Source organism: Amycolatopsis sp. NPDC088138 (assembly GCF_044741685.1).
Taxonomy (GTDB): domain Bacteria; phylum Actinomycetota; class Actinomycetes; order Mycobacteriales; family Pseudonocardiaceae; genus Amycolatopsis.
The window spans coordinates 288,510-310,727 of sequence record NZ_JBIUTB010000005.1 but is presented as its reverse complement, the minus strand read 5'-3'; the positions used below and the strand labels follow the sequence as shown (position 1 = coordinate 310,727).

Genomic DNA, 22,218 nt, shown 5'->3' with positions numbered 1-22,218 from the left:
GTGAGTCAGTCCCTGGGATCGTCGGGATCCAGGCCGTGCAAGGGAAAGACGGCCCGGCGCGTGTCCCGGACGGCGACGTCGACCGGGTCGTCCTCGCCGTCGCCCCACGGCTTGAACCCCGTGTCGCGATCGTCGGTCATCGCCCGCGGCAGCTCGGCGTTCGGCGCGGCCTGGCCCACGGTGGAGACCCAGCCGGGCGGCAGCGGCGTCGCCGGGTCGACGTCGCGGTCGAGGACCGTGGCGATCAGGTGCGTCCACGACCGCGGGACCACCCGGATCAGCTGGTAGCCGCCCCCGCCGACGGCGATCCACTTGCCGCCCGCGTAGGTGTTGGCGAGGTCTCGCAGGGTGGTGTAGATCGTGCGGTGGCCGTCGACGCTCAGCGAGAGGTCGGCCAGCGGGTCTTCCTCGTGCGAGTCGACGCCACACTGCGTGAACAGCAGCTGCGGCTCGAAGTCGGCCAGCAGCGAGGGGACGACGGCGTTGAACGCCCGCAGCCACCCGGGATCCCGGGTGCGCGGCGGCAACGGCACGTTGACCGCGGTGCCGTCGGCCTTGCCGCGGCCGGTCTCGGCCGAGTAGCCGGTGCCCGGCCAGAGCGTGAACGGGTGCTGGTGCATCGAGATGGTCAGCACGCGGGGGTCGTCGTAGAAAGCCGCTTGGACGCCGTCGCCGTGGTGGACGTCGGTGTCGATGTAGGCGATCCGCTCGAAGCCGTGGTCGAGCAGCCACGAGATCGCGACGGCGCAGTCGTTGTAGACGCAGAACCCGGACGCCTGGTCCCGCATCGCGTGGTGCAGCCCGCCGGCGATGTTGACGGCGCGGGTGGCCTCGCCCTCGGCGATCTTGCGCGCGGCCAGCAGCGTCGACCCGACGACCAGCGCCGACGCGTCGTGCATGTCGCTGAACACGGGGTTGTCGGAGGTCCCGAGCCCGTGCCCGACGTCCCACCCGACGAGCGGCGCCTCCCGCACGGCGGCCAGGTACTCGGGCGCGTGGATCCGCAGGAGCTCTTCGTCCCCGGCGGCGCTCGGCACGAGCAGCTCGACACCGTCGAGCACCCCGAGCTCGGTGGCCAGCCGGACGGTGAGCTCCAGCCGGACGGGGTTGAACGGGTGATCCCCGCCCAGGTCGTAACCCAGCAGGGAGGAGTCCCACACGACAGCCGGCGCCATACGCCCGACTGTAGTGCCCGTCGCGGCGGTTCGCGGCCCCGAAGAGCCGTGCTGGTTCTCTCCGCTGCCGGATCCGGCAGCGCGGAAACCAGTCGAGCGCCGGGGAGGTCGCCGGTGGCCCTGGGCGCGCGGCCCCGGAAGGGCCGGCCTGCTGCACGATGGCCGACGCCGGCCACGCCGGCGAAGGACTGGGCGACGATCGGCGCGGTCAGCGAGCCGTCGAGCGGCCGCCGCAGGTCGCCGCCGCACGGAAAGTCCGCCTCGCCGCCGTGTGCCGTGAAGGAGGCCTTCACGGCTCTTATGGCCGGTTAGGAGGCCTTCACGGCTTTTGCCGGGGTGGGTGCGCGCCGGAAGTCAGCCGGGGAGGTCGCCGGTCGCCGCGGGGCGGTCCGGGTTGCGGGACCAGTGGGACCACGAGCCCGCGTACAGGCCCGCGCCCGGGTGGCCGGCGATCTCCAGGGCCAGCACCACCGAACTCGCCGTGACGCCCGAGCCGCAGTACGCGCCGACCGGCTCGCCGGGGCGCAGGCCGAGGCCGGCGAAGCGGTCGGCCAGCTCCTCCGGGGTGCGCCAGCGGCCGTCGGCCGTGTGGCCGGCGAACGGGGCGTTCACCGCGCCCGGGATGTGGCCCGCGCGCGGGTCGACCGGCTCGGTCTCGCCGCTGTAGCGCGCCGCGGCCCGGGCGTCGAGCAGCAGGCCGTCGCGGGCCAGCGCGGCCGCCTCGTCGGCGTCCAGCACCGGCATCTCGCCCGGCCGGACCTCGATGTCGCCCGGCTCCGGGTTCGGCACCTCGGTGTCCACGGGGTGGCCATCGGCGGTCCACGCCGCGTAACCGCCGTCGAGCACCGCGACCTCGTCGTGCCCCGCCCAGCGCAGCAGCCACCAGGCCCGCGCCGCCACCGAACCGTCGGCGTCGTCGTAGACCACCACGGGTCCGGACGCGCGCACGCCGGCCGCGCGGAGGTCGCGCTGCAGGTCGGCGGGATCGGGCAGCGGGTGCCGGCCACCCTCGCCCGGCTCGCCCGCGAGCACGCGGTCGAGGTCGGCGAAGACCGCGCCGGGGACGTGACCGTCCCGGTAGGACTCCGCACCCGGCGGGCCGGTGAGCCGCCAGCGGACGTCGAGGACGACGGGCCGGTCGCCGGCCGGGCCGGCCAGCGCGGCGGCGAGGTCGGTGGTGCTGATCAGCGGACGCATACCTCCCATCTTGCAGCGACCCGGATCACTCTCCCGGCCGGGTCGGACATTTCCACCCCTGGTGAGTTGTTACGCCGAGGGCCGCCGCCGCTGTCGAGGTCAACGACTACGATGAGCAACGCGGACGAAGGGGACAGCGTGAACGATCTCATCGACACCACCGAGATGTACTTGCGTACGATCTACGAGCTTGAAGAAGAGGGTGTCGTCCCGCTGCGCGCCCGGATCGCCGAGCGACTGCAGCAAAGCGGCCCGACCGTGAGCCAGACCGTCGCCCGCATGGAGCGCGACGGGCTGGTCGTGGTCGCGGACGACCGGCACCTCCAGCTGACCGACCACGGCCGGGAACTGGCCATCGCCGTCATGCGCAAGCACCGCCTGGCCGAACGCCTCCTCGTCGACGTCATCGGGCTCGAGTGGGAGCACGTGCACAACGAGGCCTGCCGCTGGGAACACGTGATGAGCGAGGCCGTCGAGCGCAAGCTCGTCAAGCTGCTCGACCACCCGACCACCTCCCCCTACGGCAACCCGATCCCCGGTCTGGACAAGCTGGGCGACGGCGACCCCGCCCCGCCCGCGGAGGCCGACCTCGTCCGGCTCGACGAGTTCGCCCGCACCGGCGGCGGCCGCGTCGAGATCCGGCGCATCGCCGAGCACGTCCAGCTGGACGAGTCGCTGATGACCGAGCTCAAGTCGGTCGGGATCGTGCCGGGCGGCACGGTCGTCATCGGCAAGGCCAACGGCACCACCATCGAGGTCACCGGCGGCGACAACACCGCCCAGGTATCCACGTCCGCGTTGCACGCCGTCCTGGCGCAGGCCAGGTGAGCCCGGCCTCGGAGGCCGCGGCGGCGTTCCGCACGGTGCACGGCACCACGCCGGCCGGCGTGTGGTCGGCGCCCGGCCGGGTGAACCTGATCGGCGAGCACACCGACTACAACGACGGTTTTGTCCTGCCCTTCGCCCTGCCGCACCGCCTGGCCGCGGCCGCGTCGCCCCGCGAGGACGGCATCCTTTCGGTGGCCACTCTCGGTGACGACGGGCAACTCCAGCGTTCCGGCGACCTCAAGATCGCCGACCTGGCGCCCGGCACCGTCGACGGGTGGGCCGCGTACCCGGCGGGGGTCGCCTGGGTGCTGCGCGACCAGGGCTTCACCGACGGCGCCGACCTGGTCGTCGCCGGCGACGTGCCGTCGGGGGCCGGGCTCTCCTCCTCCCACGCGCTCGAGTGCGCGGTGTCGCTGGCGCTGCTGGGCCTGGCCGGCCTGGAGCTCGACGGCACCGGCGAGCGCGTCCCGGCCCGGCCCGAGGTGGCCCGGTGGGTCCAGCGCTCGGAAAACGACTTCGTCGGCGCACCGACCGGCCTGCTCGACCAGACGGCGTCGCTGTGCTGCACCGAGTCGCACGTGCTGTTCCTCGACGTCCGGTCGGGCGAGCAGGAGCAGGTGCCGTTCGGGCTGGCCGAGGCCGGGCTGCAGGTGCTGATCATGGACACCCGCACCAAGCACTCGCACGCCGAGGGCGGGTACGGCGAGCGGCGGCGGGGCACCGAACGAGCGGCCGAGCTGCTCGGGGTCAAGGCCCTGCGCGACGTCACCGCCGAAGGCCTCGCCGAGGCGCTCGACCGGCTCCCGGCGGACCTGGCGCCGCTGGTGCGGCACGTGGTCACCGAGAACCAGCGGGTGCTCGACGTCGTCGCCCTGCTGCGTGAGGGCAAGATCGCCGAGATCGGCCCGTACCTGGACGCCTCGCACGTCAGCATGCGCGACGACTACCGGATCTCCACGGCCGAGCTGGACCTCGCGGTCGACGCGGCACGCGAGGCCGGCGCGCTCGGCTCGCGGATGACCGGCGGCGGCTTCGGCGGCTCGGCGATCGCGCTGGTCCGCGACGCCGACCTGGCCGGGGTCAAGTCCGCTGTGGACTCGGCGTTCGAGAAGGCCGGCTACCGGCGGCCGCGGATGTTCACCGCGGTGCCGTCCCGCGGCGCCGGGCGCGACGAGGTCTGAGCCCGGGCGGGGACAACCCCCGCCCGGGGCCGCACGTCGCCTAGAGGGAAGACTGTGGCGCACAGTCACCCTCGACAGGAAGGCCTGGACGTGTCGGAGCAGAGCAACGCCCTGAAACTGGTCGTGACGGGCGGAGCGGGGTACGTCGGCAGCGTCTGCGCGGCCCGGCTCGTCGAAGCCGGGCACGACGTCACGGTCGTCGACGACCTGTCCACCGGGCACGCCGATGCCGTCCACCCGGACGCGCGGTTCGTCGAGGGTGACGCCGCCGAAGTGGCGGGCAGCCTGCTTCGCGAGGGCTTCGACGGCGTGCTGCACTTCGCGGCCAAGTCGTTGGTCGGCGAGTCGATGACCGATCCGGCGAAGTACTGGGAAGGCAACGTCGTCACGTCGCTGCGGCTGCTCGAGGCCATGCACGAGCACGGCACGCCGCGGCTGGTGTTCTCCTCGACCGCGGCGACCTACGGCGAGCCGGAGTCGTCGCCGATCGCGGAGTCCGCGCCGACCCGCCCGACCAACACCTACGGCGCCACGAAGCTGGCCATCGACCACGCGATCACCAGTTTCGCCGCCGCGCACGGCCTGGCCGCGGTGAGCCTGCGGTACTTCAACGTCGCGGGCGCGTACGGCGCCTTCGGTGAGCGCCACGCCACGGAAACCCATCTCATCCCTCTCGTTCTGCAGGTCGCCACGGGCGACCGCGAGCGCATCCAGATCTTCGGCGACGACTACCCGACGCCGGACCACACCGCCGTCCGCGACTACATCCACGTCGCGGACCTCGCGGACGCCCACCTGCTGGCGCTGAAGCACGCGACCGCGGGTGAGCACCGCATCTACAACCTGGGCAACGGCACCGGTTTCTCCGTTCTCGAGGTGATCGAGGCCTGCCGCGAGGTCACCGGCCACGCGGTGCCGGCCGCGGTGGCGCCGCGCCGCGCGGGCGACCCGTCGGTGCTCGTCGCGGCCAGCGACCGCGCCCGCGAGGAGCTCGGCTGGAAGCCGGAGCGCACCGACCTGGCCGGCATCGTCCGCGACGCCTGGACCTTCACCCAGTCACGGCGCGCGGCCCAGGCCTGACGGCGGAGTGGCGCCCTGCGACGAGCCGGGCGCCACGATCACGGCTGGGATTCGGCGTGACACAAGGCAACCCGCCTTGAGACGGCGACTGCTCCACGGGCTCCAAGCCGAGACGCGGCCGGACCTGTTGTGGCACAAGGCGATCCGCCTCAGAACGGCGGTTGTTCCGCGGGTTCCAGGCCGAAGCCCGGGGCGCCCTCGGTGTCCGCGGCCAGTGCCAGGCCCAGCAGCTGCTCCGGGGGCATCCCGTGGTCCAGGACCGTAGTCAGCAGCCGGGCCATCAGGTGGTCCGGCGCGGCCTCCAGGGCGTTCTCCAGGGCCATGCCCGCGAAGGTTCCTTCGCCGCGCATGAAGGCCGTGTAGCCCAGCAACGTCGCCGCCTCGGCTCGCTCGGGGGCGGGGATCTCCTGGACCAGCGTCAGCCAGAGGCGCTCGGCCTCGCGCGCCTCCATGGTGCCGGGTGGGACCGCCATCGTCAGGCACACGTCGCGGATCTCGGAGAGGGTCAGGGCGCACGCCAACCGGACGGCCTCGGCGTCGGTGGGCGGGCCTTCACCGCGTCGCTGGCGGTCGAACGCCGCGCGGATCTCCGCGGCCGCGTCGTCGACGCGCGTGGCTTCGGGCCACGGTGGTTCGGCGAGCCGGGACAGCTTCTCGGCTCGGCGGGCCACGGCTTCCGGTGACCGCGGGGCGAGCAGCGCCGCCAGCTCCTCGCGGCTGTCGAACACCACCGTGCCGCTCTCGGTGGCGGCGGCCGCGGCGACCGTCGAGGCTGGGTCCGGCAGCTCGCCGGCGCAGTCCTCGTCGGTATAACACGCCCAGCGGGAGCCCTCCGCGATGTCGGCGGCCCACACCGCGTGCAGCACCGGGAGGCCGAACTCGGCGAGGGCCTCCGCCAGCTCGTCGACGAAGCCCGCGTGCGGCGGCGGGCCGCCGGATCTTCGCCGGCCGCCGATGATCGCCACCGTCACGCCGGTGTGCGGGGCGGCGGCGAACCGGGGTGCGAGCGCCCGGGCCTGGTGGGCCCGGTCCTCGCGGCGGGGCAGGTCGGCGCGCATCACCAGGCCGAGGCGGTTGCCGACGGGTGCCCGGTGGCCGAGCAGGACGACGGAGGCGCCCAGCCGGAAGCCGAGCAGGTACGGGAGCGCGGCCAGCAGCTGCGCGGGATCTCTGAGGTTGACCGGCGTGCGGCCGGTCGGGGTGGCGGTGGTCATGCCTCCACCGTGGGGCAGGACGGGGCCGGATGGGGCGGTGGCGGCGAATCTGTGGATGGGCGGGACCGATGTGGACGGATGGGCCCCGGAGCCGGCCCGGACGGCGGTTTCTGTCGGTGGGGCGGGCTAGAGTGCCCGGCCCCACCGACCGGGTTCACTCAGCCGCAGTGCTCGAACGGGCTCTCGTAGGTATTGCTGCCCACCGAACCGCCCCACTTCACGCAGGTGGCCGCGGCGGTCTTCTTCACCGGACCGGCGTAGTAGGTGAAGCTGCCGGAGTCGGTGGTCCGCGCCGCTCCCTGGACCTCCAGGAACGCCGAGACCGGGCTGGCCGTGCCGAGCGACGTCGCCTTGAGCGTCGTCACGCAGTTCGCCTTGGTCGAGGAGTTGTACAGCAGGTAGGTCGTGCCGGACGAGCCGGCGAGGGCCTGCTGGTCGACGACGGAGAAGCCGGAACCGCAGACCTCTTCGGCGGAGTACGGGTTGCCGCCGCAGCTGTTCTTGCTCGTGAAGTCGGTGTGCCCGTAGTACGGCACCGCGACGCCGTTCAGCTTGGCCTTCTGCACGACGCTGTCGAGCCGCTCTTCGAAGTGCAGGTGCGGCCCGGTGACGCCGCCGGTCGCGCCCGCCTTGCCGATCTCCTTGCCGAGGGCGACCGACTGCCCGACCGAGACCTCCTGGGCCGACAGGTGCGCGTAGCGCGTCCGCCAGCCGCCGCCGTGGTCGAGCTCGATCCACTTGCCGTAGCTGGTGCTGCCTTCGTCCGCCACCCGGGTCACGGTGCCCGACGCGGCCGCCAGCACCGGCATCCCGGTGATGCCCGACTTCTGGAAGTCGACCGAGTACTCCGGGCTGTGCCCGCTGAACGTCGCCGCGGTCACCGTGGTGCCGCACTTGAACGGCACCTGGAAGTTGGGCGCGGCCGACGCGGTCGCCTGCCCGGCGAGGGTGAGGCCGAGGGCGGGCAGCACCGCGGCGGCGGCGAACACGGCGAGCCGTCGCAACCTGGACATGGGTGAACCTCCTGACACGGGGAAGCTTGACACCGCACAGCGAAGCCCGCGTCGGTACATTTTCCGTACAACCACCCAGTCCGTACAACCACCCAGTGGAGGACCGAGCGCGATGACCACCCGATGGGCCCGGTTCCACCGGATCCCGCAGATCCAGGACTGGCTGCGGTGGGGGTTCATCGTGGTGCCGATGTTCGCCACGATGCCGCGGGCGGACACGCTCTCGTGGATCCTCATCGGGATCACCCTGGCGTTGTCGATCCCCCTGCTCTGGCTCTACGCCGACGGCCGCCCCACCCTGCCCGCGGCGCTGATGGTCGGCGTGGTCGCGACGTCCGGTGTGCTCTGGGCGACCGTGCCGAACAGCTTCGCCTCGATCACGATGTTCAGCACCACGTTCTTCGTCGTGCTCCGGCAGCCGGTCGTCCCGATCCTGCTGGCCCTCCTGCTCGACGTCACCGCGATCACGGTCTGGGCCGCGGTGCACGACGCCTGGCGCGCCGCCCTGCCGACCTACACGATCGTGGCCGTGATCATCCTGCTCGGGCTGAACCGGCGGACCCGGCTCGCCAAGATCGAGCAGACCGAGCTGGCGCTGGCCCGCGCGCAGACGGCGACCGAGGAGCACGCGCGTGCCGCCGCGCTCGCCGAACGCGCCCGCATCGCCCGTGAGCTGCACGACGTCCTGGCGCACTCGCTGGCCGGGCTCTCGCTGAATCTGCAGGGCGCGCGGCTGATGCTGGTGCGCGACGGCGCGAGCCCGGACGCCGTCGCGCAGATCGAGCGCGCCCAGAAACTGGCGTCCGACGGCCTCGCCGAGGCCCGGAAGGCGGTCGCCGCGCTGCGCGAGGACGCCGTGCCGGTGGAGCGGACGATCGCGGACCTGCTCACCGCGTACCGGCTCGACAGCGGGGCCCGCGCGGACCTGCGCATCGACGGCGAGCCGCGCGACCTGGACCCGGCGGTCGGCACCGCGCTCGTCCGCGCGGTGCAGGAGGCGCTGGCCAACACGCGCAAGCACGCGGCGAAGGCGGACGTCGACGTGCGCCTGGACTACACCGGCGGCGAGGTGGCGCTGACCGTGGCCGACCGGCAGGGCAGGCGGCCGCCGGACGCCCCGGCGGCAGGTTACGGTTTGCGCGGGATGAGCGAACGGGTCGCGCTGCTCGACGGACGTTTCGAGAGCGGGCCGGGGGAGGACGGATGGCGGATTCACCTGACGGTGCCGGCGTGAGCCTGCGGGTCGTGCTCGCCGACGACCAGGCGGTGGTGCGGGAAGGCCTGGTGACGCTGCTCGGGCTGCTGCCGGGCGTCGAGGTGGTCGGTGCGGCCGCCGACGGCCTCGCCGCGCTCGACCTGGTCGCGCAGCACAAACCGGACGTGCTGCTGGTGGACCTGCGGATGCCGCGCTGCGACGGCGTCGAGACGACCGAACGGGTCCGCGCCGAGCACCCGGCCACCGAGGTCGTCGTGCTGACCACCTACGCCGACGACGAGTCGCTGCTGGCCGCGTTGCGCGCCGGGGCCCGCGGTTTCCTCACCAAGGACGCCGACGCCGAGGCGATCGCCCGTGCCCTGCGCTCGGCCGCCGACGGCCAGTCCACAGTGGACGGTGAGCTGCAGCGCCGGCTGGTCGAAGCGGCCACGCGCAGCGCGCCCGCGCGCGTGAAGGAGATCGAAGGCCTGACCGCCCGCGAGATCGAGGTGCTGCGGCTGATCGCGGCGGGCCTGTCGAACACGGAGATCGCGCGGAAGCTCGTGGTGAGCGAGGCGACGGTGAAGACCCACGTGAACCACCTGTTCACCAAGGCCGGGCTGCGCGACCGGGCCCAGGCCGTCGCGTTCGCCTACCGCGCGGGCATCGCGGACTGAGCTAGTTCGCCCCCGGCTTCACGAGGCCCGTTTCGTAGGCCAGCACCACCGCCTGCACGCGGTCACGCAGGTCGAGCTTCGCCAGGATGCGGGCGACGTGGGTCTTCACTGTCGCCTCCGCGAGGTGCAGACGCGCCGCCAGCTCCGCGTTGCTCAGGCCCGCCGCGAGCAGGCGCAGCACCTCCAGCTCGCGCGGGGTCAGCGCGGACAGGTCCCGGTGCAGGCGCTCGGCGCCGGTGTCGCGCTGCGCGTACCGCTCGACCAGGCGGCGAGTGATCACCGGGGCCAGCAGCGCGTCGCCGGCGCGGACCGTGCGGACCGCCGCGACCAGGTGTTCCGGGGTGACGTCCTTGAGCAGGAACCCGCTGGCGCCGGCGGCCAGGGCCGCGTAGACGTACCGGTCGAGGTCGAACGTGGTCAGGATGAGCACGCGCGGCTCGCCGGGGGCGCCGGTGAGGATGCGGCGGGTCGCGGCCAGGCCGTCCATCTCCGGCATCCGGATGTCCATCAGGACGACGTCGGGGCGGGTGCGGCGGACCTCGGCGACGGCTTCGGCGCCGTTGGCCGCCTCGCCGACGACGGTGATGCCGTCGGCCGCGAGGATCATCCGGAACCCGGTGCGGACCAGGGCCTGGTCGTCGGCGACGAGTACCCGGGTCACGCCGCCTCCCAGGGGATCAGGGCCTCGACGCGGAAGCCGCCGGTCGGACGCCGGTTCGTCTGCAGGGTGCCGCCGTAGAGCGCGAGGCGCTCGCGCAGGCCCGGCAAGCCGCGGCCGTTGCCGGTCGCGGCGGCGGGGGCGGCCGCTCCCCCGGTGTCGGTGACCTCGACGCGGAGCCGGTCCGGGCCGTATTCGACGACGACGCGCGCGGCCGCCCCCGCCGCGTGCTTCACGGCGTTGGTGAGGGCCTCCTGGACGACGCGGTAGGCGGCGAGCCCGATCCCCGACGGCACCGGCCGCTCCGGCCCGGTCACCGTCAGCTCGACGTCGGCGCCCGCGGCGCGCACCCGGCCGACCAGCGCCGGGAGACCGTCGAGGCCCGGCTGCGGGGTGAGATCCGGGTCGTCGGAATCGGTCGTCAGCAGGCCCATCGCCTGCCGCAGCTCGGTCATCGCCAGCCGGCCGCTGTCCTCGACCGCGAGCAGTGCCTCCCGCGCCTGGTCCGGGTCGAGGTCCATGATCTTCCGCGCGGCCCCGGCCTGGATGACCATCACGCTCACGTTGTGCGTCACGACGTCGTGCAGCTCCCGGGCGATGCGGGCGCGTTCGTCTTCGACGGCGCCGCGCAGCCGCTCGGCCTGCCGCCGCTCCACTTCGGACACGCGCGCGCGTTCGGCGTCGGCCCGGACGCGCCACGCGCGCAGCCCGAGGGTCGCGACGAGCATCGGGACGACGACGAGCAGGGTGACGTAGTGGCTCGGCACGATCGGCCAGACGTCGTAGCGCAGCTCCCCGGTCTCGAACACCCCCAGCACCAGGCTGACCAGCGTCGGGATCCGGTACGGGCTGAACGCCGCCGCGCTGTAGGCGGCGATCACGAACGGGTAGAACGTCAGCCGCGACGCCAGGTCGGGCGTCAGCACGAGCGCCGTAAGTGCGACCCAGTAGGCGGCCAGGGGGTACCGGCGGCGGAAGACCAGCGCCACGCCCGACACGAGTGACAGCGCGACCAGGCCGAGCATCCGCGCCGTGTGCTCGTCGAGCGGGATCCGGTTGCCGAGTGCGCCGAGGTAGTTCAGCCCGATCGTCGTCACGACGAACGCCAGCGCGATGTCGAACGCCCACCCGGGCCGGGACGGGCGCGGCAGCGGGCCGCTCGGCCGGGCGAGCGGCCCGGCCCACGCGAACAGGCGGTCGGCGGTCACCAGCCCATTCTCACCGAACCGGGCCACCACCGCGTCAGCCTCGCGACTACATCGGAAGGATGACGCCCCCGGGAAATGCGTCCGCGGGCCGACGCGCCCCGGCCCGACGCGCTCCTAGTTTTTCCTCGTCCGGTCCGCTGAACGAGGAGAACCCATGACGACGCCGCTGATCGAGGTGGCCGCGGCGAGCCGCCGGTACGACGACGGCCCGCCCGCGCTGGAAGGCGCGACGCTGACCGTGTGGCGCGGTGAAGCGGTCGCGATCCTCGGGCCGTCCGGCAGCGGGAAGTCCACGCTGCTCAACCTGATCGCCGGGCTGGACCGGCCGGACGCGGGCACCGTCACGGTCGACGGCGTGCGCGTCGACCGGCTCGGCGAAGCCGCTTCCGCGCGCTACCGGCGGGCGAAGATCGGGATGGTGTTCCAGTTCTTCAACCTGCTGGACGACCTGAGTGTCGCCGACAACGTCGTGCTGCCCGCGCAGCTGGCCGGGATGGCCCGCCCGGCGGCCCGCCGCCGGGCCGCGGAGCTGCTCGACGTCCTCGGCATCGCGCGCCACGCCCGTGCCTACCCCGGGCGTCTGTCCGGTGGCGAACGTCAGCGGGTCGCCGTGGCCCGGGCCCTGGTGAACCGGCCGTCGCTGCTGCTGGCCGACGAGCCGACCGGCGCGCTGGACACCGCGTCCGGCGAGGACGTCGCCGGGCTGCTGCGCGAGCTCAACGCCGACGGCCAGACGATCGTCGTGGTGACCCACGACCTGGCGCTGGCCCGCTCCTGCACGGACCGCACGGTCAGCCTGGTCGACGGCCGGGTCACCGCGGAGGCCGTCCAGTGAGCGCAATGGGCCGCGTCGTGCGCTCGGGCGCCGGGCGGCGCCGGGTGCAGTCGGCGGTGATCGGGCTGGCCGCGGCGATGGCGGTGACCTCGGCCGTGCTCGGCGGGGCGCTGCTGGTCGCGTCGCAGGCGCCCTTCGACGACGCGTTCGCCGCGCAGCGCGGCGCGCACCTGACCGTCCAGTTCGACGGGACGCGGGACGCGGCCGCGCAGACCGCGACGGCGCCCGGCGTCACCGCGGCGGCCGGGCCGTTCCCCACCGCGTCGCTCACGCCGGAGTTCGACGGCCGGTCTCTGGCGCCGATGACCGTCGTCGGCCGGACCGGGCCCGGCGGCGCGGTCGACGACGTCACGCTCACCCAGGGCCAGTGGACGACCGGGCCCGGCGAGATCGTGCTGTCGGCCGACGGCGAGATCGCGGTGCCGCCGGGCAACTCCGTGCGGTTCCCGGAGCTGCCTGGCGCGCCGACGTTGACCGTCGTCGGGCTGGCCCGGTCGATCAGCCACACCGCCGACGCCTGGGTGCCGCCGGAGCTGCTGCCGGTCGCGCACTTCCAGATGCTGTACCGGTTTTCCGCCGCGGCGACGGCCGAGCAGGTCGACGCGGACCGCGCGGCCGTGGCGGCGAAGGCGCCGGGCGCGGTGCGCGGTGCGCAGTCGTGGCTCACGGTCCGGCAGGCGGCCGTGCGCGCCACGGCGTTGTTCGTGCCGTTCCTGACCGCGTTCGGCGTGCTCGGGCTGGTCATGTCGGTGCTGGTGGTCGGCAACGTCGTGGCCGGCGCGGTCGGGGCGGGCACCCGCCGGATCGGCGTGCTCAAGGCGCTCGGGTTCACCCCGGGGCAGGTCGTGCGGGCCTACATCGGCCAGGCGCTGATCCCGGCCGGGGTCGGCATCGTGCTGGGCGTGGCCGCGGGGAACGCGCTGGCCGTCCCGGTGCTGCACGAAACGCAGGAGGCCTACGAGGTGGCGGGCCTGGCCGTGCCGCTGTGGGTCGACGCCGTCGTGGCCGCCGGGGCGCTCGCCGTGGTCGCGCTGACGGCGTGGGCGAGCGCGTGGCGCGCGGGCCGGCTGCGGACCGTCGACGCGCTGGCCGTCGGGCACACCCCGCCGGCCGGGCGGGGCCGGTGGGCGGCGCGGCTCGCCTCGCGCTCGGCCCTGCCGCAGCCGGTCGGCCTGGGTCTCGCGCGGCCGTTCTCCCGGCCCGCCCGCGCGCTGGCGATGTTCGCGGCGGCCGGCTTCGGCGCCACCGCCGTCACGTTCGCCATCGGCCTGTCGTCGTCGCTGCTGGCCGTCCAGACCGCGCGCGACCACGACATCACCGACGTGAGTGTCGGCGCGCCGGTCCCGGAGCCGGGGGCGCGGCCGACGGAAGACCGGCCCGTCACCGACCCGGCGGCGGTGGCCGCGGCGATCGCCGCCCAGCCGGGCACCCGCGCGTCCTACGGCGTGGCTCACGGGGCAGCGACCGTCGCCGGGGTGACCGGTTCCGCGCCGGTCACGTCGTTCACCGGCGACGCGTCATGGGGTGGTTACGAGCTGACCGCGGGACGCTGGCTTTCCGGGCCCGGTGAGGCCGTGGTGCCGACCGCGTTCCTCACCGCGACCGGCACGCACGTCGGCGACCCGGTCACGCTGTACGTCCAGGGCGAAGCGGTCACGGTCCGGCTCGTCGGCGAGGTCTTCGACACCCGGCACGACGGCATGACCGTCTACACGGCCCTGCCGAAGCTGCGCCCGGACACCTTCTACGTCTCGCTGCGGCCCGGCACGGACCTGGCCGCCTACGTCGCCGCGCTGAACCCGGCGTTGCGCGGGCTGGGTGTCACCGCGGACGCCGCGCCGCCCGCCGGGGGCAGTGGCCAGATCGCCGTGCTGAGCGCGCTGACCGCGTTTCTCTCGCTGCTGCTGGTCGCCGTCGCGGGCCTGGGCGTGCTCAACGGCGTGGTGCTCGACACCCGCGAACGCGTCCGCGACCTCGGCATCTGCAAGGCGCTGGGGATGACACCCCGGCAGACGCTGACCATGGTGCTGGCGTCGGCCGGGGTGGCCGGGCTCGCGGGCGGGCTCGCCGGGGTGCCGGCGGGCACGGCCCTGCACGCGGCGATCCTGCCCGCGATGGGCCGGGCCGCCGGGGTGACGCTGCCGCCGTCGGCGTTCACCGTGTACGGGCCGGGCGAGCTGGTCCTGCTCGCGCTGGGCGGGCTGGTGATCGCGTTCCTCGGCGCGCTGCTGCCCGCGGGCTGGGCGGCCCGCACCCGGACGGCCACAGCGCTGCGGACGGAATGATCAGCCGAACGCGGCCCGCAGCGCCGGCTTGCCGCCCGTGACCGGGAGCGTCACCGTCGTCTTCGTCAGGTCCAAAGCCAGGCCCGCACCCGGCTTGGGCCGCAGCGTGTAGTCGTGGTCGCTGGAGGCCAGCAGGAACTCGAGCCGGTGGCCGGTGGCCAGGATGTAGTCCTTCGGCATCAGCTCGACGCCGATCCGGTAGCCCTGCCCCGGCGTGATCGGCTCGGTGACGGCCGGGTCGGTGCGGTTCTGCGGGTCGGTCCAGCCGCGGCTGATCACGTGGGACGTGCCGTCGGGGGCGCGGTCGAGCAGGATCGCCGAGACGTTCGCGGCGGGCCGGTCGAACGTCAGCGCGAGGTCGGCCCGCGCCGTCCCGGAAAGGCGCACCGGCTGCTTCGCCGCGGAAGTCGTGTACAGCAGCCGGTTTCCGGACGAAGTCGCGGCCGCCAGCTGCTCGATCGTCTTGGTCGCGTCGTCGGCGAGGGTTTCGACGGTCGCCTTGCCCGGCACCGGGTTGCGCGTGTCGATCGTGCCCTTCGACCGGCCGCCGGGCCACGGGTAGACGCGGACGTCGGACGTCCCGGGCGCGGGCCAGTCGGCTTCGTCGGCCCACGACAGGTCTTCGCGCTGGATGGTCGCCTTCGGCTCGTTCTGGATGCCGTTGTCGATGCCGTAGAGGTAGTGCGACATCCACTTGTTGAGCGTCGCGAGCCAGACGTCGCGGCGCAGCGAGTACGGGTCGGCGTGGCCGGACTGGTGCAGCCAGATCTTGTGCTCGACCCCGTGCGCCTTCAGCGCTTCGTACCACTCGGCGACCTGGTCGGTCTTGACGTTCCAGTCGTTGAGGCCGTGCACCGCGAGCACCGAGGCGTGCACCTTCGCGACGTCGTTGCGGTAGTTGCGGACGTCCCAGAACGGCGTGTAGTCGCCGGTCACCCGGTCCTGGTTGCGGGTCAGCCCGTCGATGACCGGGCGGCAGATCTGCCGGTCCTCGCGGGTGTAGACGTACTCGGCGAGCACGTCGGCGTCCTCGCCCTGGTAACCGCCGGCGGCCACGACCGCGCCGTCGTTGCGGTAGTACTGGTACCAGCTGGAGATCGCGGCGATCGGCACGATCGTCTCGAGGCCCTCGACGCCGGTGCTCGCGACGGCGTTGGGCAGCGTCCCGTTGTAGGACACGCCCATCATGCCGGTCTTGCCGGTGCTCCAGTCGGCCTTCGCCGCGGCACCGGCGGCGTCCTTCGCCGGCGTGCGGCCGTTGAGCCAGTCGACGACCGAGCGGGCGCCGATGGTCTCGTTGACGTCGCCGGTGGTCGGGCAGCCGGTCGAAAGGCCGCTGCCGAGCGATTCGCCGTACACCACGGCGAAGCCGCGCGCGGTGAAGTAGTCCTGGTAGCGCCAGGTGATCGGGGCGGCCGGGCCGACGCCGTGCGCGGCGACGCGCGGGCCTTCGGCTTCGCGGGCGTACCCGGGCGCGGACAGCTCGACGTCGACGTCGTGGTTCGCGACGTCGTTGCCGCCCGCGTAGTACGGGCTGGCCTGGTACACCACGGGGACCTTCAGCCCCTGAGCCGTCGCGCGCGGGCGGACGACCTGGGCGTGCACGAGGTCGTCGGCGCCGTCGTGGTCGCTGTCGACCGGCGCGGTGACCCAGACGTCCTCGCGGATCACGTCGGCGGGGTCGAACACCGGCTGCGCCTGGCCGCCGGTGAACACCGGCGCGGGCGGTGCGGCGGCCTCCGCGGCGACCGCCGTCAACGGCAGCGCGAGCACGGCGGCGAGCAGGACTGCGACCTTCACGGGACCCCCAAGCCGGGCGAAAACGGACGGGTCACCACACTTCCGTCCGGCCCGATCCGGCGTCAAGAGACTAACGTCGGAGGCATGCCGACCGTCGAAGCACCGATCGCCGCCGTGACCGTCTACCCGCAGCAGGCCCGGATCACCCGCCGGGGCAAGGCACCGCTGGACGGCGGCTCGCGCCTGACCTTCGCCGGGCTTCCGCTGTCGCTCGACCCGGGCTCGGTCCGCGTCACCGGGACCGGTCCCGCGCTGATCACCGGCGTCGACGTCCGCACCGAGCGGCACGCTTCGCCGGCCGACGCCGCGCTGCGGGCCCTCGTCGAGCAGCGGCGCGCGGACCAGGCCACGCTCGACGGCGTCGTGGACGACGAAGCGGCCGAAGCGATGAAGGTGGATCTGTTGACGTCGCTCGCGAAGCGCAGTGGTGGCAGCTTCGCGAAGGCGTTGGCGGCGGGGACCGCCGAACCGTCACGCGTGGCGGAGGTGACGGACGCGCTGAGCGAACGGCTGGCCGCGGCACTGAAGTCCCGGCGGGCTCTCGCCGACCGCGTCACCCGGCTGCGCGAGGACCTCGACGCGCTCGACCGGCGGATCGCGGAGCACAGTGCACAGTCCGAACAGGACAGTACGTCGGTGGTCGTGGAGCTGGAGATCTCGGACACGGCGGGATCGGCGGACCTGGAACTGTCCTATGTGGTCCCCGGCGCGAGCTGGGAACCGGGTTACGACATCCGCGTCCGCGGCGCCGACGTCACCGTGACGTCGTACGGGCTGGTCAGCCAGTACACCGGTGAGGACTGGCCGGAGTGCGAGCTGGCGCTGTCGACCGCGCGGCCGGCGGTCTCGGTGGTCGTCCCGGAGCTGCAGCCGTGGTACCTCGACCGCCGCGTCCCGCCGCCCCCGGCCCCCGCGGCGGCGTACGGCGGCTCGGGCGGCGGCATCCCGGAAGGCGCGTCACGGATGCGGTTCGCCGCGGTTTCCGTGTCCGCGGCGCCGGCGATGGCGCCGAAGTTCGCACAGGTGGAGCAGGGCACGACGGCGGTCACCTACCGGCCGACCCGCCCGGTCGAGGTGCCGTCGGGCGCGCAGGGCCACCGCACGACGCTGGCGCAGCTGGATCTCACGGCCTCACTGGGTTACGTCACCGCGCCGGTGCTGGCGGAGGAGGCGTACCTGCGCGCGGTCGTCGTCAACAGCTCGGACCACGCGCTGCGCCCGGGCCGAGCTTCGGTCTTCCACGACGCGGAGTTCGTCGGCACAACCCAGCTTGAGCCCTGGGCCCCCGGCGAAGAGCTGGAGCTGGCCCTGGGCGTCGACGACCGCATCCGCATCGAGCGCGAGCTGACCCGCCGCACGGCATCGAAGGCGACGTTGTCGGGCCAGAAGCGGCGCGAGGCGGAGTACCGGATTTCGGTCGCGAACCACGGGCCCCGGGAAGCCGTGGTGACGGTGCTGGACCAGGCGCCGGTGTCGAGGGACGACACAATCACGGTGCGGGACGTCAAGACGTCCCCGGACCCGGTGGAGACGTCCGCGATGGGCGAGTTCACGTGGAAGCTGACGGTGGGCGCGGGCGAGACGCAGGTGGTGACGCTGTCCTACCGGGTGGACGTGGCGAAGGGCGTGGAACTCACCGGCTGGCGGGAGTAGCGGGTTCCGCGGAACAACGGCGAACGCGCATGCAGGCGAGGGTTCCCCGCCTCATGCGCGTTCGCCGAAATCCCGGTGAGCGTCAGCCCTGGGAGATGTAGGCCTCCAGCTGTTCCTGGCTCTTCTCCAGCTCTTCCATCCGGTTCTTCACCACGTCGCCGATCGAAATGATTCCGGCCAGGCGGCCGTCCTCCAGGACCGGGACGTGACGGATGCGCCGCTCGGTCATCAGGACCGAGAGCTGGTCCACCGAGTCCTCCGGGCCGCAGCTGGCCACCAGGGTCGTCATGATCTCCGAGACCGGGCCGTCCAGCAGCGCCGGGCCGTGGTCGTTCAGCCGCCGGACCACGTCGCGTTCGGAGACGATGCCGGCTATCGAACCGTCCGGGGCGATGACGACCATCGCGCCGACGTTCTTCTCTGCCAGTCCGGCCAGCAGCGTGGACACCGTGGTTTCCGGGGTGACCGTGGCCACGGCCGTCCCCTTCTTGCGCAGCAGATCGGCAATCCGCATGGCGATCCTTCCCGTCGGTGAACTGGGTCACAACAGGTTAGGGCCCGGCAGCACCGCGCGAAAGTCCGGCAAACGGGGCGTGTTCGTGGTATTCGAACCGATTCAGCCGAGGCGTTCGGCCAGGCCGTCCAACGCGAGGCGGATTCCGGCCGCGTAGTCGTCGTCGCAGAGGGCGTCCAACCGGGATCGGGCCAGGTCCAGCTGCTCGCGCGCCGCCGCCAGGTCACCCAGCTTGCGGTAGTCCTCACCCAGGTTGAGGTGCAGCGACGGGTAGAACCCACGGACGGCCAGCGACGAGTGGTACTCCTGCGCCCGGTCGTCGGTCAGCGAGTCCGCCGCCGCCAGGGCCCGCAGGTCCCACTCGAGCTCCTCGGCCGGGTCGTCGCAGACGTCGGCCATGTGGTGGGCCAGCGCGACGCGGTGCAGCGGGTCGCCATCCGGTCCGACCGACGCCCACAGCTGCGTGAAGGTCGCGTACGCCCCGGCGCGGTCCCCGCCGATGTGCTGCCGCAGACCGGCGTCGATGGCCACCATCACGTCGTCGGTCATGCCGTGCCTCCCTCGGCGAGTGAGCGCAGCCGGGCCAGTCCCGGCTCGATCCGCTCGGCCGCGACCGCACCGTAACCGAACACGAGCCCGTGCCGCCTCTCGCCCGCACCGAAGTCGCCCAATGAATACAGCCGGACGCCGTGACGGCGGGCGCGCCGGACCCACGGTCCCGTATCGAAGGCGGAAACCGCGCTCAGGTGCAGCCCCGCGGTCGACGGCAACGGCGTCAGGACGTCGGCGAAATCCCGCACCAGCAACCGTGAAAGCAGCTCGTGCCGGTCGCGGTAGACCTTGCGCATCCGGCGGACGTGCCGGGCGAAACCGCCTTCGGCCATGAACGCCGCCAGCGCGGCCTGCTCGACGTTCGGCGCGTGCCAGTCGGTCAGGTACCGGGCCTTCACCAGCGCGGGCACGAGCGCCGGTGGGGCGATGAGGAAACCGAGCCGCAGCGCGGGCGAAAGCACCTTCGAGAACGAGCCGACGTACACCACCCGGCCGCGGGAATCCAAGCTGTGCAACGGTTCCAGCGGCCGTCCGGTGTAGCGGAACTCGGTGTCGTAGTCGTCCTCGACGAGCACGGCGTCGGTGCGCTCGGCCCAGTCGAGCAGCTCGAGACGGCGGTCCAGCGACATCGACAGGCCCAGCGGGTACTGGTGCGACGGCGTCACGTACACCAGCCGCGTCCCGGCCGGAATGGCGTCGACGACGATCCCGGACTCGTCCACCGGCACCGGCGCGACCCGCACGCCCCGCGACTCGAGCACGAGCCGCGGCGGCGGGTACCCCGGGTCCTCGACGGCCGCCAGGTCGCCTGGCCGCAACAGCACCCGCGCGACCAGATCCGTCGTCTGCTGCGCGCCCGCGGTGACGACGACCTGCTCGGCCGTCGCCCGCACGTCCCTCGACAGCCCGACGTGCCGGGCGATCTCGGCGCGCAGTCCGGCGTGCCCCTGCGGGTCGCCGTAGGTCATCAGGTCGGCCTGGCCGGCCCGCAGCCGTTGGGTGACCAGGCGGCGCCAGGTGTCGAACGGGAACCGCGTCAGGTCCGGCACGCCGGGCCGGAAGTCGAACTCCGGCGCCGGGGCGAACGGCGCCGGCGGGGCGGGCACGGCGTCCCACTCCGGCAGCGGCCGCACCCCGGAAACGTGGGACGGCTCGGGGCGCGCCGCCGGGGACGCGGTCACGAACGTCCCGGCGCCGACCCGCCCCACCAGGAAACCTTCGGCGGTGAGCCGGTCGTAGGCCGCGCTGACGGTCGTGCGGGAGACAGCCAGCCGCTGGGCCAGCTCGCGCGTCGGCGGCAGGGCCTCACCGGGCCGGATCCGGCCGTCGAGGATCGCCGCGCGCAGCTGCCGGTAGATCGCGTCGCGGTGGCCGCGCGTGCCGGTCAGGTCGATGTGGACGTCCACGGGCCGATCCTAGATTGGCCCACGAAGGTTACGTCGGATTTGGCGCTATCCGTGGTCCTCTCTCGCTCCTAGCGTCCTTCTCATGGACTTCCGTGAACTCGACCGCCGCACCCTGCCGCTGCTGGACAAGATCGTCGCCACGGCGACACCCGACGACCTCGCCCTTCCGACGCCTTGCGAGGGCTGGACGCTCGCAGACCTCCTCCGCCACCAAGTCAGCGAGAACCACGCCTTCGCGACGGCGGCCCGCGAGGGCTCGGCGCCCGACTGGCACGGCGGCGACCTCGGTGCCGACCCGTACGCCGCCTACCGGGCGTCCGTCGACGACTACCTCGACGCCATCGCCGACGACGCCGTGCTCGGCCGGCAGATCGCCGTCAACACCTTCGGCACGTTCCCCGGCCCGGTCGCCCTGCAGATGCACCTGGTCGACACCGTCGCGCACGGCTGGGACCTGGCCCGCACGCTCGGGCTGCCCTACGAGCCGGACGCCGAAGCCGTGCACGCGGCGATGCGGATGGCCGAGCTGATCCCCGACGAAGGCCGGGAGAAGAACGGCTCGTTCGCGCACAGCGTCGACGTCCCGGCGGACGAGAGCGAACTGGACCGCTTCCTCGCCCGCCTCGGCCGGCGCGTCAACTGACTTCGCCGGCCGCCGCGCTCCACGTGTCGCACGACTTGGTGGACTTGCCGTCGTAACCGGACTTGGCCCACGACAGCTGGTGGGCGCGCGAGCCGTGGGTGTCGCTGTCGTTGGCGCGGCCGTAGTCGGCGACGGCGGCGTTCGCCAGCGACCGGCTGATCGAGCCCGAGCCCGCGACCGCGGCCAGGAACAGCGAGCCGAAGCAGTTCGCCTGCAGCTCGATCCGGCGGACGATCTCCTTGTCGGCCGGGCTGTCCTCGTCGGGCGAGGTCATCTTGTCGGCGGCGGCGGACAGGATGCCGCTCTCGCGCTGCACGTGGTGCCCGTACTCGTGGGCGATCGTCGCGATGTGGCGGGCCTTGTTGAGCCCGGCGTCCGACAGCATCCAGTCGGTCGGCGCGTAGATCGTCGTGTCACCGCCGCAGTAGTAGGCGACGGCCTCGTTCTCGGTCGGCGCCGCCCCGCACGCACTGTGCTCGGGCAGGGTGACCGACACGGTCGCGGTCAGCGTCGGCTCGCCGGCCTTCTCCAGCGCCGGGCGCCACGACTGCTCGAGGCAGTCGGCCAGCGCGCGGTAGTACGCCCTGAGCTGGTCGGCCGACCGGCCGAGGTCCGGCAGCGCGCACTCGGCGGGGCCCGGCGTGATGCCGGCGGCGAGCAGCGGGTTGCGGGCCAGCTCCGGCACGGGCTTCGCGTCCGACGTCGACCCGGTGTCCCCGAACGCGCGGCCGGTGTCGGCGCCCGGCGCGGCCAGTGCGTGGCCGTCGAGGCGGTGCGGGAAGGTCGCGGCGATCAGCGAGAAGGTCAGCACGATCACCAGGACCCCGACGACGGCACCCCACAGGCGGCTGCGCGGTGGCGCGATCGGGACGGGCGGCGCAGTCGCCCAGCCGGGTGACGCCCAGGGGTTGGGTTCCGGGGCCCACGCCGGTTCCGGAGGCCGGGCCGCCATCGGCGGCGGTGGTGGCGGCCCGGGAAATCCGGACCCGTCGGCGTCGTTCACGTTCTCCCCCTGGTCGCTTCGCCCAGCATACGGACGGGCGCAGGGGCCCGGATCACGAATCGAAAACGCCACCCGGTGGCCGCCGGACCCGTCACCGGGCG

At 73.6% G+C, this 22,218-nt stretch carries 20 protein-coding genes; 9 read left to right on the top strand and 11 right to left on the bottom strand.

Annotated features, from left to right (window positions below; genetic code table 11):
* Positions 1 to 5: 5 nt before the first annotated feature.
* Together ACIOD2_RS27945 and ACIOD2_RS27940 are read right to left on the bottom strand one after the other, a co-directional pair.
* A complete protein-coding gene (locus ACIOD2_RS27945) occupies positions 6 to 1,175 on the bottom strand; it encodes an acetoin utilization protein AcuC (RefSeq protein WP_400544109.1) in 1,170 nt (389 codons plus the stop codon).
* Between the two features lie 354 nt (positions 1,176 to 1,529).
* Entirely contained in the window at positions 1,530 to 2,372 is an 843-nt protein-coding gene (locus ACIOD2_RS27940) for a sulfurtransferase (RefSeq protein ID WP_400544106.1), read from the bottom strand.
* A 111-nt stretch (positions 2,373 to 2,483) separates the two neighbouring features.
* On the opposite strand from ACIOD2_RS27940, the gene ACIOD2_RS27935 reads away from it, so the two are divergent.
* From ACIOD2_RS27935 to galE, 3 genes are all read left to right on the top strand, one after another.
* Complete coding sequence (locus ACIOD2_RS27935; protein WP_323332912.1) at positions 2,484 to 3,200, top strand: metal-dependent transcriptional regulator; 717 nt, start codon at positions 2,484 to 2,486, stop codon at positions 3,198 to 3,200.
* Positions 3,197 to 4,381 (top strand): galactokinase, encoded by a 1,185-nt coding sequence (galK, locus tag ACIOD2_RS27930; RefSeq protein WP_400544102.1) that lies wholly within the window; start codon positions 3,197 to 3,199, stop codon positions 4,379 to 4,381. The genes ACIOD2_RS27935 and galK overlap by 4 nt, the downstream gene beginning before the upstream one ends.
* 90 nt (positions 4,382 to 4,471) lie before the next feature.
* Positions 4,472 to 5,461 (top strand): UDP-glucose 4-epimerase GalE, encoded by a 990-nt coding sequence (galE, locus tag ACIOD2_RS27925; protein WP_323332909.1) that lies wholly within the window; start codon positions 4,472 to 4,474, stop codon positions 5,459 to 5,461.
* A 149-nt stretch (positions 5,462 to 5,610) separates the two neighbouring features.
* Here galE and ACIOD2_RS27920 read toward each other — a convergent pair whose 3' ends face one another.
* On the bottom strand, positions 5,611 to 6,675 hold the full coding sequence (locus ACIOD2_RS27920) for a DUF4192 domain-containing protein (protein WP_400544098.1): 1,065 nt from the start codon (positions 6,673 to 6,675) through the stop codon (positions 5,611 to 5,613).
* A 158-nt stretch (positions 6,676 to 6,833) separates the two neighbouring features.
* Entirely contained in the window at positions 6,834 to 7,688 is an 855-nt protein-coding gene (locus tag ACIOD2_RS27915) for a M23 family metallopeptidase (RefSeq protein ID WP_400544095.1), read from the bottom strand.
* 112 nt (positions 7,689 to 7,800) lie between these two features.
* Between ACIOD2_RS27915 and ACIOD2_RS27910 the strand changes: the two genes are divergently transcribed.
* Positions 7,801 to 8,922 (top strand): sensor histidine kinase, encoded by a 1,122-nt coding sequence (locus ACIOD2_RS27910; protein ID WP_400544092.1) that lies wholly within the window; start codon positions 7,801 to 7,803, stop codon positions 8,920 to 8,922.
* Complete coding sequence (locus ACIOD2_RS27905) at positions 8,919 to 9,560, top strand: response regulator (RefSeq protein ID WP_400546130.1); 642 nt, start codon at positions 8,919 to 8,921, stop codon at positions 9,558 to 9,560. Before ACIOD2_RS27910 ends, ACIOD2_RS27905 begins: the two co-directional genes overlap by 4 nt.
* Position 9,561: 1 nt before the next feature.
* On the opposite strand, the gene ACIOD2_RS27900 is transcribed toward ACIOD2_RS27905, so the two are convergent.
* Positions 9,562 to 10,221: a response regulator gene (locus tag ACIOD2_RS27900; protein WP_400544089.1), complete on the bottom strand. Its 660-nt coding sequence runs from the start codon at positions 10,219 to 10,221 to the stop codon at positions 9,562 to 9,564.
* A complete protein-coding gene (locus ACIOD2_RS27895) occupies positions 10,218 to 11,426 on the bottom strand; it encodes a sensor histidine kinase (RefSeq protein WP_400544086.1) in 1,209 nt (402 codons plus the stop codon). Before ACIOD2_RS27895 ends, ACIOD2_RS27900 begins: the two co-directional genes overlap by 4 nt.
* A gap of 154 nt (positions 11,427 to 11,580) precedes the next feature.
* Between ACIOD2_RS27895 and ACIOD2_RS27890 the strand changes: the two genes are divergently transcribed.
* Positions 11,581 to 12,261, top strand: a complete 681-nt coding sequence (locus ACIOD2_RS27890; protein ID WP_400544083.1) for an ABC transporter ATP-binding protein — start codon at positions 11,581 to 11,583, stop codon at positions 12,259 to 12,261.
* Positions 12,262 to 12,266: 5 nt separating this feature from the next.
* Positions 12,267 to 14,546 (top strand): FtsX-like permease family protein, encoded by a 2,280-nt coding sequence (locus tag ACIOD2_RS27885; RefSeq protein WP_400544080.1) that lies wholly within the window; start codon positions 12,267 to 12,269, stop codon positions 14,544 to 14,546.
* Here the strand turns inward: ACIOD2_RS27885 and ACIOD2_RS27880 are convergent, their stop codons facing one another.
* The gene (locus ACIOD2_RS27880) at positions 14,547 to 16,346 is read right to left on the bottom strand and encodes a Xaa-Pro dipeptidyl-peptidase (RefSeq protein ID WP_400544077.1); all 1,800 of its coding nucleotides are present in this window, start codon (positions 16,344 to 16,346) and stop codon (positions 14,547 to 14,549) included. It abuts the gene before it with no gap.
* Positions 16,347 to 16,430: 84 nt separating this feature from the next.
* Here ACIOD2_RS27880 and ACIOD2_RS27875 point away from each other — a divergent pair, with 84 nt between their 5' ends.
* The gene (locus ACIOD2_RS27875; RefSeq protein ID WP_400544074.1) at positions 16,431 to 17,999 is read left to right on the top strand and encodes a DUF4139 domain-containing protein; all 1,569 of its coding nucleotides are present in this window, start codon (positions 16,431 to 16,433) and stop codon (positions 17,997 to 17,999) included.
* An 82-nt stretch (positions 18,000 to 18,081) separates the two neighbouring features.
* Here the strand turns inward: ACIOD2_RS27875 and ACIOD2_RS27870 are convergent, their stop codons facing one another.
* The 3 genes from ACIOD2_RS27870 to ACIOD2_RS27860 form a co-directional block, all read right to left on the bottom strand.
* Positions 18,082 to 18,513, bottom strand: a complete 432-nt coding sequence (locus tag ACIOD2_RS27870; RefSeq protein ID WP_392762374.1) for a CBS domain-containing protein — start codon at positions 18,511 to 18,513, stop codon at positions 18,082 to 18,084.
* 102 nt (positions 18,514 to 18,615) lie between these two features.
* Complete coding sequence (locus tag ACIOD2_RS27865; RefSeq protein ID WP_400544070.1) at positions 18,616 to 19,062, bottom strand: hypothetical protein; 447 nt, start codon at positions 19,060 to 19,062, stop codon at positions 18,616 to 18,618.
* Positions 19,059 to 20,471, bottom strand: coding sequence for a PLP-dependent aminotransferase family protein (locus ACIOD2_RS27860; RefSeq protein WP_400544067.1), 1,413 nt, complete (start codon positions 20,469 to 20,471; stop codon positions 19,059 to 19,061). Before ACIOD2_RS27860 ends, ACIOD2_RS27865 begins: the two co-directional genes overlap by 4 nt.
* Before the next feature lie 82 nt (positions 20,472 to 20,553).
* Between ACIOD2_RS27860 and ACIOD2_RS27855 the strand changes: the two genes are divergently transcribed.
* The gene (locus ACIOD2_RS27855) at positions 20,554 to 21,114 is read left to right on the top strand and encodes a TIGR03086 family metal-binding protein (protein ID WP_400544064.1); all 561 of its coding nucleotides are present in this window, start codon (positions 20,554 to 20,556) and stop codon (positions 21,112 to 21,114) included.
* On the opposite strand, the gene ACIOD2_RS27850 is transcribed toward ACIOD2_RS27855, so the two are convergent.
* Positions 21,107 to 22,066, bottom strand: a complete 960-nt coding sequence (locus tag ACIOD2_RS27850; protein WP_400546127.1) for a neutral zinc metallopeptidase — start codon at positions 22,064 to 22,066, stop codon at positions 21,107 to 21,109. The genes ACIOD2_RS27855 and ACIOD2_RS27850 overlap by 8 nt on opposite strands.
* Between the last annotated feature and the right edge of the window lie 152 nt (positions 22,067 to 22,218).

What these genes read in the sequence shown, in the direction of transcription:
- ACIOD2_RS27945 (WP_400544109.1), bottom strand. Translation starts at nt 1,175, where the DNA reads ATGGCGCCGGCTGTCGTGTGGGACTCCTCCCTGCTGGGTTACGACCTG.
- ACIOD2_RS27940 (WP_400544106.1), bottom strand. Translation starts at nt 2,372, where the DNA reads ATGCGTCCGCTGATCAGCACCACCGACCTCGCCGCCGCGCTGGCCGGC.
- ACIOD2_RS27935 (WP_323332912.1), top strand. Translation starts at nt 2,484, where the DNA reads ATGAGCAACGCGGACGAAGGGGACAGCGTGAACGATCTCATCGACACC.
- ACIOD2_RS27920 (WP_400544098.1), bottom strand. Translation starts at nt 6,675, where the DNA reads ATGACCACCGCCACCCCGACCGGCCGCACGCCGGTCAACCTCAGAGAT.
- ACIOD2_RS27915 (WP_400544095.1), bottom strand. Translation starts at nt 7,688, where the DNA reads ATGTCCAGGTTGCGACGGCTCGCCGTGTTCGCCGCCGCCGCGGTGCTG.
- ACIOD2_RS27910 (WP_400544092.1), top strand. Translation starts at nt 7,801, where the DNA reads ATGACCACCCGATGGGCCCGGTTCCACCGGATCCCGCAGATCCAGGAC.
- ACIOD2_RS27890 (WP_400544083.1), top strand. Translation starts at nt 11,581, where the DNA reads ATGACGACGCCGCTGATCGAGGTGGCCGCGGCGAGCCGCCGGTACGAC.
- ACIOD2_RS27885 (WP_400544080.1), top strand. Translation starts at nt 12,267, where the DNA reads ATGGGCCGCGTCGTGCGCTCGGGCGCCGGGCGGCGCCGGGTGCAGTCG.
- ACIOD2_RS27875 (WP_400544074.1), top strand. Translation starts at nt 16,431, where the DNA reads ATGCCGACCGTCGAAGCACCGATCGCCGCCGTGACCGTCTACCCGCAG.
- ACIOD2_RS27870 (WP_392762374.1), bottom strand. Translation starts at nt 18,513, where the DNA reads ATGCGGATTGCCGATCTGCTGCGCAAGAAGGGGACGGCCGTGGCCACG.
- ACIOD2_RS27865 (WP_400544070.1), bottom strand. Translation starts at nt 19,062, where the DNA reads ATGACCGACGACGTGATGGTGGCCATCGACGCCGGTCTGCGGCAGCAC.
- ACIOD2_RS27855 (WP_400544064.1), top strand. Translation starts at nt 20,554, where the DNA reads ATGGACTTCCGTGAACTCGACCGCCGCACCCTGCCGCTGCTGGACAAG.
- ACIOD2_RS27850 (WP_400546127.1), bottom strand. Translation starts at nt 22,066, where the DNA reads ATGGCGGCCCGGCCTCCGGAACCGGCGTGGGCCCCGGAACCCAACCCC.